Raw genomic sequence first — 16,747 nt, forward strand, 5'->3', positions numbered from 1 at the left:
TAGGTTATTTATCTGCTATTGATGTTTACACAAAACTTAGTCAAGAAAACCCGTGAAATGAAATACCAGAAAATGAAAATTTATACGGATGACAAAAACGAGGACACGCAAGCAACGCTAATAGAAACAAATTTTTTAAAAAGCTAATAGATTAATTATAAAAATTGAGATGTCTATCTTGATTTTTTATTATTTAAGTTTTTTAAAATATATAAAAAAGATATACCTTGTAAATAAGATATATCTTTATTTTGATTGTAGCTTTTGAAATTACAATCTGGGAGCTGGTTTCCCAGCTTTTATTTTTCGTGATTTCCGTATACATCGTTTTTTATTTGTTCATATAATTTGTTTCCAAAAACCACTTTTATAATTAGCAACCCTAACGTTAAAGCAGCAGCTGGGCATTTACCTGTGATAATTTTTTTGTCTGCACAAGCATAGGCAACTCTTCTGTTTTTGCCTGCTAATAAATTTTCAATTGGATATGATACATAGGTGTTTTCGTCAGTTATAATGTCATTTTCATATAGTACATTTGGTGCATCACATATAGCAAAAATGTATTTATTGTTTGTTTTAAATTCTCTAATTACATTTAAAGCTTCTTCATCTTTTCTTAAAAAGTTAGCTCCTTTACCGCCTGGGATGAAAATTGCATCAAAATCATTAAGTTTAAACTTATTAACCATTTTTAAAGATACAATGCCGTGTTGTCCGGTAGCTTCTTTAACTTCAGGATTATAAAAAGTAATATTTACATCTTTAGTTCTGTTTAACACACTTAAAACATCAACCAATTCCATATCATTAAATTCTGAGTGGACTAACACTAATAAATTCATAAATCTCCTTTATACAAAAAGCAGCATTATACTGCGGAAGCTGCTTTCTTTCTTCTTAAAACTCCTCTTCAAATTGCTACAATCATTAATGCAAGTGGAAGAAGTATTGTTAAGATAACAACAACAATGTAAATTCTAAATCACATTTTATTGCGATCTTTTTTAGCTTTTTCAATTGCTTCGTGAATTTCTACGGATTTTTCACCAAGAAAATCACTAATATCTGCTAAACGTTTTTTATCAAATAATTTAATTATTATATAAGCACCAACTAATGAAGCCATAATAATAACACTTATAATGCAAAAAAGTTGTGTATTACCGAATGCTTGATCTAATCATACTCTTCATTCAAGATTAATATGGAAGACACCATTAGGTTTTCCTGCTTCTCATGCACCTGTTTTATATAGCCCAAAGATAATTAAGGTTAATAATCCTAAGTATGTTAATATGAAAATTAATCCTCATAATAAATTGATATCTTTAAGTACTATTCTTTTATAAACAATATGGAAGGTTGTACTTGATGTATAGTCTCCAGTAGACATTGCGTCGCGATATTTCTGAACTGTATGCGTTCATTGTACATTTTCTATTGCATTTTTTGTGCCTGTTACCATAGCAAAAAATGCAATAGTTCCAAATAATATTAAGTATCCATAAAGTGGTTTTTGATCGCCTGTATTAAAGAATCAAACTTTAAAATAGGCTAATATGAAAAATACAATTGAAGAAATCATTATTGAAAATGCTATTGACATCAAGGAAATCTTAAGGATTTTCTCTGATCTAATTACGTTATAAATCCTTGGAGAAAATTGTTGTTTAGGATCTTGATGTATTTTTTTATTTGAACTAGAGATACCTAATTCTTGATTATTTTGAACAATTTCTATCGTTTTGTTATTTAAAATTGGCTTGTATTTCATATTTCCCTTTGTTAATTAATATTATATATAAGATCAGAACAATTCTCTTTATTATATTTTGCAAGTTAAAAGTTTTAGGACTGTGAAATAAATTTTCACACTGTAAAATAAAAATATTTTTTAGTTTTTTGAATAAAGCTTTATAATTAACGTGTTATGAAGAACATATTTACATGTACACAAATTATTATGAATAAGAACATTAAGTTTTACTTAATGCCATTTTCGTCTTAATTTCCTGTGTTTATGTATTACTACAATATAGCTATAAAAGTAAAAAAATAATAGGTACAGGAACTAAGGTTTCTGTACTTTTTAAAAATTTCATAACAACGATAATATATTAAATTAAAAGAATATAATTTTAGAAAACTAAATAAATAATGTAATTATTTATTAGAAAGGAAATTATGAAAAGAAAATTAAGTGTCCCTTTATTTGCTGCTTCTTTATCAGCAGTTCCACTGGCACTTACTGCTGTTGCATGTGGAAATACACAAAATAAAGCAGCTGATGCAGATAAAGATATTGTTTCGCAATTATTAGACGCAGACAATAAATGAACAGATAATGCAATTAAACCTACTGATGCTAGCGTATCAGATACTTTAGCTCAACGTGGTATCTTTAAAATGTATATTTCTTCAGAACGTCAACCAATTGCATCATACTTTTTAGATAGATCTATTGGATATGGTGGATATACAGGAAGCTCAAGGGAAAATGTTGCAAGTCCTTTAATTAGAACTGAAACAATGCTTCGTCCATATGTAATTGATTCAAATGGTTTAAAAATTGTTCGTCCATCAATTTGAAGATATAAATTAGAATATGGTTCTAAAGTTGTTGTAACTACAAAAGATAATCAAGTTCATACTTTTGACAATGATGAATATGATGTTTATCCTGAAGCTGAAGGCACTGTTTCAGTTAATGGTAAAAATGTAGAATACTATTCAAGAATTCTTTACCAAGTTGGTTCAAATAACGCAAGAAGTATTAACTCAAAAGCTTTTGAAGATGTTTTAGCAAATGCTAAAAAACTTCAAATTGTTGTACGTCCAGGTCTTAAATGATTAACTCAAAGCGGCACAGAAACTAACTATGATGTAACTGCGGATGACTACTATATTTCATGACTTAGAACAGCGTATTTATCAAGCGGTACACGTGCTGAAGCACTTGGAAAAGCTTGGGGATCACAAAGTTTAACTCATGAACAAATTTTAGCTAAAGCTGCAAAATTAGATAGCGACGCTAACTCATTACTAGAAACTGGATCAAGATACTTTACTGAAGGTCAAGAATATCCAAACGAATATCTTTTCTCTTTATACAACATTAAATCAGAAGATTTCTATGAAAGAGATAAATTTATTACTCAAGTAGATGGTCAAGATGCTCTTACATTTAACGTAAGCAATGAAAATGAACAAGCCTATTTTAAAGACTTATTCGCTCAAATCGCAAATGATCAAACCTTTTTAGCTGCACCAAGTAAATATATAGCTGAAAAAGCTAAAAACTTCACAATCAAACCATTCCAAGAAGGTAAAACAGCTGAATTACAATCATTATATGATACCGTTAAAGCTTTACCAGAAGATAACCCAATTGTTAAAGCGGGTATTTACTGATATGGAATTAACTATGAAGATACACTACTTTCAGGAAGATATTTATTCGGCGGATATGATTCAGGTTCACAAACTGAAAAATGAGTTAAAAATGAAAAATACTTTGATGCACAAAATACAAAAACTAAAGAATACCAACTAAAATACAAAAACCAAACTGACGATAACCAGTATAAATCAGTACTATACAACGAATATTCACGTGGTTTAGTTTCAAGAATTAATCCAAATGACTTGAATGAAAAAGACAGATTGGAAGCTGGTAAAAATAGAAAAACTATTGGTGAATACTACACAAAATACTACAATACAAACAGCTCAGCATATACAATGATGCCTTTAATTCTTCCAAAAACATTTGAAATTCCTAAGGATTCAGGAGTTGATTCATTTAACTTCAATGAAAACTACTCTAAATTAGTTTATGGTATGTCAAGACAAGAAATCATTGACGGATCTCAAAAAGGTGAAGACTTTTATACCAAAATATTTGCTGGAAATGGTTTAGTATTTAGAACATTAGTAAATGCGGCAATTAACTGAGAACAAGTAGCTTCAACAGTTAGTGATGGTATGAGCAAAAGCTGAGTTAGTGGATATGCTCCTGATGCTTTAATTGGTGCTTCTGATTCTAAAGATTTAACTACAGTTGACAAATACCAAGAAATTTCTGGTTTATTCGCCTTAGATTCAAACCTAAACAGATTACAACTTAATGGTGGTGTTTCATCAATTACCCCCGCAATGAATGCAGAACTTATTACTGACTTGCAAGATGATGCATTAAGAATTAGATCATATGGCTATGATCAAATCAAAAAACAAATTACAGCTTTACTTGATAAATTTTATGCAGATAATAACATTCCAGAAACACAAAAAATTGAATGAGTAGTACCATTTAGATACATTAACTATAACCCAGTTACATATAAAGATTTATTTGAAAATGTTGTTCCGAACTTAGTTAGAAGTTTAGATGAAAAAGGTAGACTTGCTCCTTCATATCAAAAATACAATGAAGGTAAGGAATTATGAAAAAATGTTCAACAATTTTCATCTGTTCAATTAGCTGGTTGAGGTTATGATGTTAACAGTATGGGTTCTGGTATTGATGGATTCTTAAATAGTGCACAGCTTAATATAATTTTAGGTGTAGTTGGAAATAGCGAAAAAATTGCACAAAAATTACAACCTGCTTTCCCCGAGCTTGTTAAATTGGCTAAAGAATATGCAAAATTTGCTCAAACATCAACTGATTTAACTGGCGGTGTGCCTGTTTCAATGTTTAAAGACATAGACTTAAGAACGCTTTCAGCATTTAGAAAGAACTATGAACGTTACAAAGTAGATAATGGACAAGTTGTTACAACTCTTACACCTGTGCATGCAAGTTTATCAACTGCCACAACTAAATTTATCGTAGCTTATGCTTCAAAATTATCAACTGACGAAGTTATTAAATTAGCAAATGAAATTTCAAACTATGTTGGACCACTTATTGACACTGAAAGAAGAATACCTAAAGACTTTACACTATCATTTGTTAACCCATATGTAAACTTCCCTTACTTTGGTGTTAATGCCTTATGATTTAGTGATATTTCTTATGCTAATGATTCTGTAAAATAGAGTTTTTAGTAAATGACTAGATATTTATTAAAGAGAATAGTTTTGGCTATTCTCACTCTATTTATTATTTTAGTTTTTTCATATACATTAATCGTTAGCTTTATTGAAAACCCTTTTCAAATTCAGCTCCCTACTATAACAAATGTTAAGGACAGGGAAAGAATTTTACAGCTATCAAAAGAATATGATAGCGTTCCTATTTTCCAAAAAGTTATTACTTATTTTGGAAAATTCTTTAAAGGGGATTTCGGAGAAATATATTTCTTAAAAACAGATTACAAAAACATTCCTGACTTGTTCTTTAAGCCTTTAAAATGAAGTATTATGGTTTCGTTACCTTCATTCGTTTTTAGTTCAATTTTAGGAATCTCTTTAGGTGTTTTTGCAGGTTATAAACGGGGGACTATTTGAGATAGCATTATAAATATTTTTGTATTTATCTTTGTGGCTATTCCTTCGTTTATTATTGCTCCTTTCTTAATAAATTTATTTACAAAAGCAGGCTTTCCAAACAGCTTCGTTGCTCCAGGAGCAACTATTAGCAACGGAAAAGCAACAATTGTAGATTCATTCTATAGTTTAATTCCTGCTATTATCGTTGTTACATTAGGTTCTCTTGCTGTTTATACTTTATATTCAAGAAACCAAACTGTTACCGTTTTAACAAGTAATTACATTTTGATTGCTAAAACTAAAGGTTTAAGCGGCACACAAATTTTCTTTAAATATGTTTTAAGAAACATTTCAATTCCTTTAATTGCATTAGTATTACCTTCTTATATTGGATTGCTTTCTGGAAGTATTGTAATAGAAAAATTTTGATCAATTCCAGGTACTTCAAGCATTATAGCTTCAGCATTCCCTAAAGGCGAAATTAATGTTGTTATGTTTAATATCTTCTTCTTTACAGCTTTATCATTATTTACTGAAATTATTGTAGATATTTCATTTACCATTCTTGATCCTAGAATTGTTTATGAATCAGGCAGTGGTTTTGATTTAGTTAGATATATTAAAGCTTCACACGCTAGAAGAATGAAATTAAGAGAAATCTTTAAACAAAATAAAAATGTTGTTTTTGCACAACAAGCACAAGAATAGGAGGTAGAAAAAATGAATTACCAGATTAACCCTCAGTTATCTGCTGAAGAGTTTAATAAAAAATACAAAATAAATAAAGAATTCGCAGCTAAACTAGTTTTTTCAGAAAATTCTAAAAGTTCTAACTCCATAGCCGGAAAACCTAAAATTTTAGCTATTGAAATTCTTAAAAGATTTTTCTCAAACCCTGTTGTTTTAATTTCTACTATTGTATTTTTAGGAATTATTATTACAGCCATTGTAGTTAAATACACCTCACCATATTTACCGGGCCATAGACTTGATGCTGAATGAAAAGCAAAAGGATACCAAATTACAGGTACATCTTTAAACAGTATTAAATCAATGCCTCCTTCATTTGCACCGATGAAAGAATTCACAGGAAGAAATAATGAAGTAATTGTAAATATAAATCGTTTTACAAGCAAAGATTACATCTTCTATGAATATCTTAAACCATATTTAATAGAAGGCAAAACTTACATTATTGACCCTGCAAGTGATTCTCAAAACCCAATTTACAAAGTTGATATTTATAAATATTGACAAGCATCTGAAATTAACGCTTTTATGGCTAAATTAAGAAAAGAAACTTCTCATCCATTTAACTTAACTAAAGGTGAATTAGATGGATTCTACTTACAAGCTAAAGATGCTCTTGATCAAGTTTCAATTACTACTGTATTTGGAACTACCGAAGAAGGTTATGACATCTGAACTACCGTTTGAGCAGGAACCTTAGAATCGTTATGAATCGCATTAATTGTTGCTACTGTTGAAACAATCATTGGAGTATTCGTTGGTGCTATTTTAGGTTTCTATGCCGGAAAATGAATTGACACAGTATTCAGTAGATTAATTGAAATTTTCCAAGCACCTCCTTCAATTATTTGACTTTTAATGTTTGTTTCTATTTGAGGAACAAGTGCACCAGTTTTAATTGCTGGATTGCTGTTTGTAGGTTGAACATACCCAATTTCGTCAACTCGTTTATTTATTATTACTGTTAAAGATGAAGAATATATAACTGCTGCAAAAAGTATTGGTGCATCACCAATGAGAAGAATTTTTGACCACGCTTTACCTGCTGTAGTTGGAAAAATTTCTCAAAGTTATGTGCGTAGAATTCCATCAGTAATTATTAGTATTGCTTCACTTGCTTTCCTTGGATTCTTCAATGATCCAAATTCATATAACCTAGGTAAGTTTATGCTAGATAATATTTCATTAGCATCAATTAACCCTTGAGTTATGATCTTACCTGCAAGTATCCTATTATTTATATCAATTTCCTTACAATTCGTTGCATTAGGTTTACACGATGCTTTAGATCCTAAAGTAATTAAACTTAAAAAATAGAAAGAGTACTTATGAGTATAAAAATTGACTTTTTAAAAACAGATACACTTAGTGAAAATCAATTGCTTAAAGTTCGTAATTTAACTGTTGATTTCCGCAATGGTAAGAACTCATTAATTAGAATTGTAAGAGGAATTGACTTAGATATTACAAATGGTCAAATTGTAGGTTTAGTAGGCGAATCTGGCAGCGGTAAATCAGTTACATCAAAAGCATTAATAAATGTAAATGAAGCTGCTTTAACGGCCTTTGATGAATTAATTGTTGACAACTTAGATCTTTCAAAAATTAAAAAACCAAAAACATGAGAAGCAATTAGAGGACATTACATAGGCTATATTCCTCAGGACCCTCTTACGAGCTTAAATCCAACTAGAACTATCGGGAACCAACTTCTTGACGCATTAAACTTAAATAAAGACTGAAAAGGAAAAAGCAAACGTGAAAAACGTGCTTACTTAATTGGCTTACTTGGTCAATTCGGCATTCATGAACCTGAAGAAATTTTTGGTAGATATCCACATACGTTAAGTGGTGGTATGAAACAACGTGTGGTTATTACGATGGTTGTTGCTTTAAAACCAAAATTAATTATTGCAGATGAACCAACTACTGCACTTGATCCAACTGTTCAAGCAAGTGTTTTAGCTTTATTTGAACAAATTAGACAAGATTTCAATATTTCAATTATTTTAATCTCTCATAACATTAGTGTTGTTGCTAAATTCTGTGATTATATCTATGTTATGTATGCAGGTAAAATTGTTGAAAGAGGCACTAGAAAAGACATTTTCACCAATCCCGCACATCCTTATACTTGAGCATTAATTTCAGCTATACCTGAAAATGATGACGAACGTTTATATTCAATCCAAGGTACGCCTCCTGATATGGCTAACTTATCTTTAGGTGATCCGTTTGCACCTCGTAATGATTTTGCGATGGAGATTGACTTTGAAAAAGAACCACCTTTGATTCCGATTAATGATCATCATGCAGCTGCTACATGATTATTACATCCTGATGCTCCGAAAGTTGAAAAACCAAAACAACTAGAAATTAGACTTAACCACTTTAGAAAGGTATTTAAAGATGAAGAATAGTGATCGTGTTATTTTAGATATTCAAGGTCTTAAAAAATATTTTTTCAATAATGGTAGAGTAAATAAAGCTGTTGATGGTGTGTCATTTAATGTTAAAGAAGGTGAAATTGTTGGTTTAATTGGTGAGTCAGGTAGTGGTAAAACTACAGTTGGTAAATCACTTTTAAGAATTTATGATGACTTTAATGGATTTGTTACCTTAGAAGGTAAAATTATAAGCGGTAAGAAGATCAAAAGCAGAAGAAATAAATTCATGCGTAAAAATATTCAAATGATCTTCCAAGACCCACACGCTTCATTAAATGGCCAAAAATCAATTTTCAACATCTTAAAAGAACCTTTAGTTGTTAATAACATTATTAAAAATAAAATTAATGATCTTTTTTCAGACTGAAAAGATGTTAAATCTAACTTCAAATATACTTTTATAAGAAAAGCTAAAAAGTTAAAAATACAAAACCTTAGATCAATCAATGATTTAGCGAAAGATTTCTTCCCTAAATGAACAGATAATTTTACTGACTTTTCATTTGACTGAGTTAATAATTCAATTGAAGATAACTTTGTTTCATATTTTGCTTACTTAGAAGAAAAACAAAACATGGAAAGTAAGATTATCAACGACATGTATTCAAATACGGAAGAATTAACTAGTTTCTATTATCAAAAACAAGCTATGTTCCGTGATAGTAATCTTACAGATGATGAAAAGCAATTAATTGACGCAACTAAAAATTATGAAAAAACTAAAGCGTTATCTAAAATTTCAATTAATAAATATAATGCTTTATTAAGAATTAAAGAGTTAGAAAAACAACTTAAAGAACTTCAAAATAAGTTTAATGATGATATAACTGCAACAAAAAGTGCATATACAAACTTCATCGGTGAAGCTAAGAATGATTACAAAATTGCAAATTATTCTAAAATGTTCACCTATGATCCCGAATTTTACTTTTTCAACTATAAAAAAGCCTTAATATTCAAAAAGAAACGTGAATATTTAAAACTTTGAAGAAAAGAGTTAAGATATCTTTCTGTTGAAGAACTTAAAAACTTAATTGCTAACTTAGAAAGATACAGTGAGTTATTTTTCCAAGAGCATCTTGAACGTATACCGCTTATTAAAAGTGATTTTAGACAAGTAGCATCCTTTAGTATAGAGCAAAATTATAATTTTGACTACTCAAAATATTTAATTATTAATGCTAATACATTAAGAGAATACGAAGAAGAAGTTTTACGTATCAAAAAAGAATTAAAAGACTGTAAAACAATCTTAAAAATCAAAGAAACACCTTCGGCTACTCTTGAAGATGTTAAAAAAGCTGAAGAAATTTATTTTAAAGCTAAAGAACATAAAGAATTTGAAGATAATAATTTTGCTGAATCGATTAAAGCTGATATTCGCAAACTTGATAAAGATATTAATGATCAATCCTTCTTATATAAAAATCTTAAATCACAACAAACATATACAGACAAGCAATTTGCATTAATTAATAAACAATTCTTTGATAAATTACAAAGTGATTACAAAAAAGCTAAAGCCGCTTGCGACAAGAAAAATAAAAAAGAAGTTCAAGCATTACAAGCCTTTGCAAAAAACATTTCAATTTACAGAAATAAAATTCAAAACAAATTAACTACTCTTAAATCATTTGAAATTGAAGTCAAATATTTGATTAAAGACGTTCAAACAATTTACTTATTGTTAGGAATTAAAAAATCTAAAATTGATCTTGTTTCAAAATTAATGATTTCAAGATTATTAACTAAGTCAATAATTTATAAAGCTCTTGAAGATGTTGGTTTATTAAAACAATTTGCATATCGTTATCCACACGAATTCTCAGGCGGTCAACGTCAAAGAATAGTTATCGCTAGAGCCTTAATTACAGAACCAAAAGTAATTGTTGCTGATGAACCTATTGCTTCATTAGATATTTCAATTCAAGCTCAAGTTGTTAACTTGCTTAAAGATTTATGTCAAAAGAAAAATATCGGAATGGTTTTTATTGCTCACGATTTGAGTATGATTGAGTACATAGCAGATAGAGTACAAATAATGCACCTTGGTAAAATTGTTGAATCGGGTGATACTAAAGCCGTTTATGATAGACCAATGCATCCATATACAATTAACTTATTCAAAGCTATACCTAAGATATCTAATGCAAATGAAAAATTCCAAAATATCAATTTTGAATTAGACTACTTAAAAGAACAACAATATCCAAATGTTCCCAAAACTTATTTAGTTGAACATGAACACTTCTTGTTCGGCACAAAAGCTCAAGTTGAAAAATGAATTGCTCCTTTTAATTTAATAAATCCAAAGCTATATAGTTTTTTAAAATCAGACAATGATAATTCACAACTCCCTTATGACGGTAAAAATCATAAATGTGAAGATGTAGAGTACACTTCAGTATATAATACAAATAATGAATAGCCTAAAAAGGCTATTTTATTATGTTTTTAGTCAAAAATATCAATAAAATTAACAATTAAATAAATGTTATAATAGACATATGAAAGAATCGACAAAGGAATACTTCAGAAATTCATTTTCCTGAAAAAAATCTATTCATTTAATTGCTTCATTTATTATTGTTATAACTATTTGCTTAGTTTATTATTTTCTTAAAGTTAAGAAAAGTAATTTTACTTCCATAAGACTTGCAAAAGATTTTACTTTTATTATTGGAATTACACTTTTATCATATTCAGGTTTAATGTGAATACTTGAAATGGGATTCGGATTATCCTTATTTAAAGGAAAAAATAATAAATATAATCGTGAAAATGACATTATAAGAAAGCTAGAAGAAGAAAAGAAAAAACCTAATAGCGAAGAAAAACAAATTAGAGTTAAAATTTTAAATGAACAATTGCAAGAAGCGAAACAAGAAAGAATGCAAAAAGAAAACAAAAAACGCTATAACTTTGTATTAGTTTTAATTGCTGTAATTGCAATTTTGACCCTAATTACTGCAGGAATTTTGCAAGCCGTTAAATAATTTAATCTGTCAAATCATATATGACAGATTTTTATTTTTATCTATAAAACAGAAGTTTTGGAAATTTACAATTAAAATAATTATTTTTAAATATAATTTAATTTATGAGAAAAAAGCAGCCTAATACCCCTAAAACTAAATATGAAATTGAAAGAGTTAAAATTAACGAAAAACTTTTGCATTTTGCTTCAATTCATAGAGTAAATAAATTTTGGCATCAAAGTGTTTTTACAATTTTAATTGCTATTGTATTTGCTTTTCTTGGCATTATATTTGTTCAAAATACAGGTATTTATGGCTATGGTGTAGATGCTGTTTGTCATGGGATTGCTCGTTTTAGTGCTGGATTAGTTGACAAATATACCTATAATTCAGCCTTAGCTGAAAAATTGTTCATTATATTATTCTGATTAGTTAATATGTTGCTAAACATACCTCTGTTAATATTAGCCAGTTATAAGATTAATAAAAAATTTTCTATTTTAACAACCTTATTCTTGTTATTTATCACTGTTTTTGGTATTGGTTTTTCATTTATTCCTGGTGTTACAAATATCCAAATTATGGGGAGTGCGTTATCTAAAGATTTTGTTGAAAAGTCCCATAATGTAGTTCAAATTGCAACTTGATCAAAACCAGATGACGCTGGGAAACATTTAGCAATTGTTATGTATGGTTTAATATGAGCATTAATTCAAGGTATCGCAGCTGCTTTATTATTAATTCTTGATTCTTCAACAGCTGGTTTTGACATTTTAGTGGTTTGGTATGCTAGAAAAAAATTCCAAAATTTAAGTGGTATGTTTGCCATATTCCACGTGTTTAGTTTGCTTTTTGGAAATTTTCTAGGTACTTATATACCTGCTAGCTTATATGCTTCACAAGTAGATATGAAGCCTTGAACTGCAGAACTATTCTTTAATCCTAATTTCTGTAGTTCATTAATTATGATTTTAATTAATGGGCTTGTAGTTGATGTTATTTTTCCTAAATACAAAATGGTTAAAATTGAGATCTACTCAAATAAATATAAAGAAATTCTTAGTGAGATTTATTCACTTAAGGACAAACGTTTTGCGGCTAGCGTAGGCACCGTTAAAGGTGGATATAGTGGCCAAGAACAACAAAGTGTTATAGTAAATTGTTTCTATGTTGATGCTCCAATAATTATTAATATTGTCAATAAAGTTGACGAAGGAGCCTTAATTACAATCTATGACATCAAAAAGATGTTGGGGCACGTTTATATAACTAAAGAAATGAATGAAGTTAGAACACCTAAAACAAAATAATTTAAAGCTTGTTATATTATTATAGTTGTGGCTAAAATTTAATATAATAAGCTTAATGCCATCATAGCTCAGTCGGTAGAGCACATCCATGGTAAGGATGGGGTCGCAGGTTCGATTCCTGTTGTTGGCACCATTTGTTAAAGATCTTTGAAAGAAGGTCTTTTTCTTATTTTTATGACCAACCTTATAAAACAGTTTTATAGTAAAATATAATTATGAAAAGCATAAATGTTTTAAAAAGAGAGTCTCAAATTAGACAATTAATTGCCTCAATTATTACTCAAGATTTAACTAATTCTAATATTTACAATCCTACTATCGTTGACGTTGTTTTATCAGCAGACTTATCACATGTTAAAGTTTATTTAGCTTTTGAAGATAAAGAACAAGAAGGTTTACAAGCTGTACAAAACGCATCAGGATACATTAGAAAAGTTTTATCAAAATCATTAACCTGAAGAAAAGTTCCTGAATTACATTTTTACATAGACGAAGTCGAAAAACAAGGAATGAGAATAAACGAAATTCTTGAACAAATCAAGAGCGAAAATTAAAATAAAAACTATGTGTTTTTATTTTTTTATGCAATTTTTTCATTATTTTGCGATCATTAATGACTATAAAATTAACAAAACTTTTTATTAAGTAAAATTAAGATATATAAAACAAGAACTTTTATATCAAGGAGTTAAAATGAACAAAAAATTATTGATAGGTTTAGCATCAACATTTGCTATTGCACCTGTTGCTGTATCTGCTGGTTGCAACAAAGATCAATTCTTCAAAGAAGAACAAATGAAAGATGCAAACGGTACACCAGTTGAAGGAAGAAAAACTATATCTACTTTAGCATCAATTACATCTGATCCAGCATTTAAAGTTGGCGAAAATCAAAAGAACTTTAGAACGGTTTATATTTCTGGCGAAGGTTCAATTGAAGATAAATCATTCAACCAATCAGGGTGAGAAGCTGTTCACAAACTTTCATATGAATTAGGTTTAGATATTGCACAATCAAAAGGCAATAAAAACCTATTTAACAGTTATCGTCAACCTGCGTCAGATAGATTTGTTGAAGCATATACTGAAGTTATTGAAAAAGGTATTTATAAATATGTTGTAGTTTGTGGATATACACTATCTGCACCACTTGAAACAGTGTTTAAAGATGCAAAACTACTTAGAAAAATTAAAGACCAAAATATGTTATTTATCTGTGTAGACTTCACACCTGAATCAAGCGACCCTGCTGTTGCTAAAGAATTAAAAGACTACACAATTGCAGTTGAATATGATATTGCTGCAGCAGGATATATGGCTGGTTATGCTTTAAGTAACTATTTAAGTGAAAAATATCCTACAGAAGCTGCTAAAAGAACTCTTGGAGCATTTGGTGGATATAAATGACCATCAGTTAGCGATTTTATCATTGGTGCCTTCAAAGGTGTTGAAGATGCCAATAAAACACACTTAGATAAAACAACTAGATCAATTAAAGATTTAGTTAACTTAGATTCAGGTTTTGAAGCCGGTTCACCTAATGCTTTTGCTGCTATTGATGACATTAAAGATGCACAAGCTTGATATCCTGTAGCTGGTTCTATAACAACACAAGCCGCTAAAAAGTTAACTAAAGACCAATTCTTGATTGGTGTTGATGCTGACCAAGCTAAAGCTTTAACTAATACTAGAATATTTACATCAGTTATGAAACAAATTGGTCAAGCTATCTACAACATTTTAGGTAACTTATATACATATGGAGATGTTTCAAGAATTCCCGAATTAGCTAAATGAAAAGATACTAAAACAGCAGAATTCTTCGGATATAGTGTAGAACATCCAGGACAAAGATATGTAGATATTGCAGAAGCATCATTAATTGACGAAAATAACACTAAAATTGCTCAAAAATGATTAGACCAAGCTAAAAATTACTACCACGAAAATCACGTTGCAATTCAAACTGAAATCAAAGGATTGAAACAAAGATTTGCTAAGAATGGTGATGTTTCTGAACCTCAAATTTATCAAACAATTACAGATGGATTAGCTAAAGCAATTAATTCTCAAAAATAGTTTTATATAAAAAATCATTTTTTAAGGTTGAATATTTAAAATATTTGGCCTTTTTATTTTTGTCATATTTATAGGCAAAACTTTGAAAAACAAAAAAAAGAAATATAATTAAAATGTTAAATTCTTTAAGAGTTTAACAGTGTATACACAAATAAAATTTAGGAGAATTTATGAATAAAAAAATTCTATTAGGCTTAGCACCTGTCGCAACACTTGCTCCAGTAGCAATGACAGTTAGCTGTGGCGAAACAGATGAATTTTTCAAAGAAGGGCAAATGAAGGATGCTAATGGCCAAGTTGTTGAAGGTAGAAAATCTATTTCAACATTAGGTCACATCGCTTCAAACCCATCATTTAAATTAGCTGACAACCAAAAAAATAACAAAACAGTTTTCATTACTGATGAAGGTACAGTTGAAGATAAATCATTCAACCAATCAGGATGAGAAGCTGTTCACAAACTTTCATATGAATTAGGTTTAGATATTGCTAAATCTAAAGGTAACAAAAAATTATTTAACAGTTACCGTCAACCAGAAGCTGGTAAATTATTACCAACATATGAACAAGTAATTGGTTCAGGACAATACAAATACATCGTTTTATGTGGATTTACACACGGTAAACCTCTTGAAACAGCATTCAAAAATGAAAAATTATTAAAATTAATTGAAGAAAAAGGAATGATTTTCATTTGTGTTGACTTCGCTCCATCTTCAGATGATGCTACTACAGCAGAAAAACTTAAGAAACATTCAATTTCAGTTATGTTCGACACAGCTGTAGCTGGCTATATGGCTGGATACGGTTTAGCAAATTACTTCGCTGAAAAATATCCAACAGATGCAGCTAAAAGAACAATTGGTGCCTTTGGTGGTATTCCATGACCAGCAGTTTCAGACTTTATTATCGGTACATTCGCAGGTATTGAAGAAGCTAATAAAGCTAACGCAGGCAAAACAACTCACTCAATTAACACAAGAATTAACTTAGACTCAGGTTTTGAATCAGGATCTCAAAAGAGTTCACAAGCAATTAACGAAATTAAAGCTGCTCAAGCTTGATACCCAGTTGCTGGTTCATTATCAGTTCAAGCTTCTAAATTATTAGACAGCGACAGATTCTTAATTGGTGTTGATGCTGACCAAGCCGTTTCACTTACAAATGTAAGAATTTATACATCAGTTATGAAACTTGTTGGTCAAGCTATATACAACATTTTGGGTAACTTATATACATATGGTGATGTTTCTAAAATTCCTAAATTGGCTACATGAGCTACAGATCACACAGCTAAAATGTTTGGTTATAATGTACAAGATGCAACACAAAGATATGTAAACGTTGCTCCAGCACACTTATTAAACGCAGAAAATGATAAATTAGCTGAAAAATCATTAAACGCAGCTGTAGCATACTACCAAGCAAATGCATCTACAATTAATTCAACATTAGCAGGCTTACAAGAAAGATTTAAACCATCAACAGGAATTGCTTACCCAGCAATCTTCCAACAAGTTACAGATGGTTTAGCTGCTGCTATTAACGCTCAAAAATAAAAACCTTAGTTTTCCCTCGCTTTTAGTGAGGTTTTTTATTTATTAATTTTTACAAAAATGACTATAAAATGATTAATTTAAAAAAATATGTAAAAATGTGCTAAAAATTATCTTTTTAAGTCTACGAATTCTAATTTTTTAAATAATATTTAAATATTATTTTTAGTAAAATAAATATAGATTTA

The 16,747-nt window shown here is 29.4% G+C and carries 12 protein-coding genes and 1 tRNA gene; 11 read left to right on the plus strand and 2 right to left on the minus strand.

The window, feature by feature from the left end:
• Nucleotides 1-299: 299 nt before the first annotated feature.
• Together T390_RS0100890 and T390_RS0100895 are read right to left on the minus strand one after the other, a co-directional pair.
• Nucleotides 300-845 (minus strand): DJ-1/PfpI family protein, encoded by a 546-nt coding sequence (locus tag T390_RS0100890; RefSeq protein WP_027334663.1) that lies wholly within the window; start codon nucleotides 843-845, stop codon nucleotides 300-302.
• A 26-nt stretch (nucleotides 846-871) separates the two neighbouring features.
• Entirely contained in the window at nucleotides 872-1,777 is a 906-nt protein-coding gene (locus T390_RS0100895) for an MSC_0882 family membrane protein (RefSeq protein ID WP_027334664.1), read from the minus strand.
• Nucleotides 1,778-2,187: 410 nt separating this feature from the next.
• Between T390_RS0100895 and T390_RS0100900 the strand changes: the two genes are divergently transcribed.
• The 11 genes from T390_RS0100900 (at nucleotide 2,188) to T390_RS0100950 (ending at nucleotide 16,562) form a co-directional block, all read left to right on the plus strand.
• Nucleotides 2,188-5,046, plus strand: coding sequence for an OppA family ABC transporter substrate-binding lipoprotein (locus tag T390_RS0100900; protein WP_027334665.1), 2,859 nt, complete (start codon nucleotides 2,188-2,190; stop codon nucleotides 5,044-5,046).
• Between the two features lie 12 nt (nucleotides 5,047-5,058).
• The gene (locus T390_RS0100905; protein ID WP_027334666.1) at nucleotides 5,059-6,147 is read left to right on the plus strand and encodes an ABC transporter permease; all 1,089 of its coding nucleotides are present in this window, start codon (nucleotides 5,059-5,061) and stop codon (nucleotides 6,145-6,147) included.
• 12 nt (nucleotides 6,148-6,159) lie between these two features.
• Nucleotides 6,160-7,506 (plus strand): ABC transporter permease, encoded by a 1,347-nt coding sequence (locus T390_RS0100910; RefSeq protein ID WP_235732215.1) that lies wholly within the window; start codon nucleotides 6,160-6,162, stop codon nucleotides 7,504-7,506.
• Between the two features lie 11 nt (nucleotides 7,507-7,517).
• A complete protein-coding gene (locus T390_RS0100915) occupies nucleotides 7,518-8,609 on the plus strand; it encodes an ABC transporter ATP-binding protein (protein WP_036435941.1) in 1,092 nt (363 codons plus the stop codon).
• A complete protein-coding gene (locus T390_RS03690; protein ID WP_084260946.1) occupies nucleotides 8,599-11,064 on the plus strand; it encodes an ATP-binding cassette domain-containing protein in 2,466 nt (821 codons plus the stop codon). Before T390_RS0100915 ends, T390_RS03690 begins: the two co-directional genes overlap by 11 nt.
• Nucleotides 11,065-11,143: 79 nt before the next feature.
• Nucleotides 11,144-11,632 (plus strand): DUF3899 domain-containing protein, encoded by a 489-nt coding sequence (locus tag T390_RS0100925; protein ID WP_027334669.1) that lies wholly within the window; start codon nucleotides 11,144-11,146, stop codon nucleotides 11,630-11,632.
• 104 nt (nucleotides 11,633-11,736) lie between these two features.
• Nucleotides 11,737-12,924, plus strand: a complete 1,188-nt coding sequence (locus T390_RS0100930) for a YitT family protein (RefSeq protein ID WP_027334670.1) — start codon at nucleotides 11,737-11,739, stop codon at nucleotides 12,922-12,924.
• A 57-nt stretch (nucleotides 12,925-12,981) separates the two neighbouring features.
• A tRNA-Thr gene (locus tag T390_RS0100935) sits at nucleotides 12,982-13,057 on the plus strand.
• Nucleotides 13,058-13,136: 79 nt separating this feature from the next.
• Entirely contained in the window at nucleotides 13,137-13,478 is a 342-nt protein-coding gene (gene rbfA / locus T390_RS0100940) for a 30S ribosome-binding factor RbfA (RefSeq protein WP_027334671.1), read from the plus strand.
• 139 nt (nucleotides 13,479-13,617) lie between these two features.
• On the plus strand, nucleotides 13,618-15,003 hold the full coding sequence (locus T390_RS03695; protein ID WP_051590833.1) for a BMP family ABC transporter substrate-binding protein: 1,386 nt from the start codon (nucleotides 13,618-13,620) through the stop codon (nucleotides 15,001-15,003).
• A gap of 170 nt (nucleotides 15,004-15,173) precedes the next feature.
• A complete protein-coding gene (locus tag T390_RS0100950) occupies nucleotides 15,174-16,562 on the plus strand; it encodes a BMP family ABC transporter substrate-binding protein (RefSeq protein WP_027334672.1) in 1,389 nt (462 codons plus the stop codon).
• Nucleotides 16,563-16,747 lie beyond the last annotated feature (185 nt).

Origin of the sequence: Mycoplasmopsis felifaucium ATCC 43428, from assembly GCF_000687775.1 — a bacterium.
GTDB lineage: Bacteria > Bacillota_I > Bacilli_A > Mycoplasmatales > Metamycoplasmataceae > Mycoplasmopsis > Mycoplasmopsis felifaucium.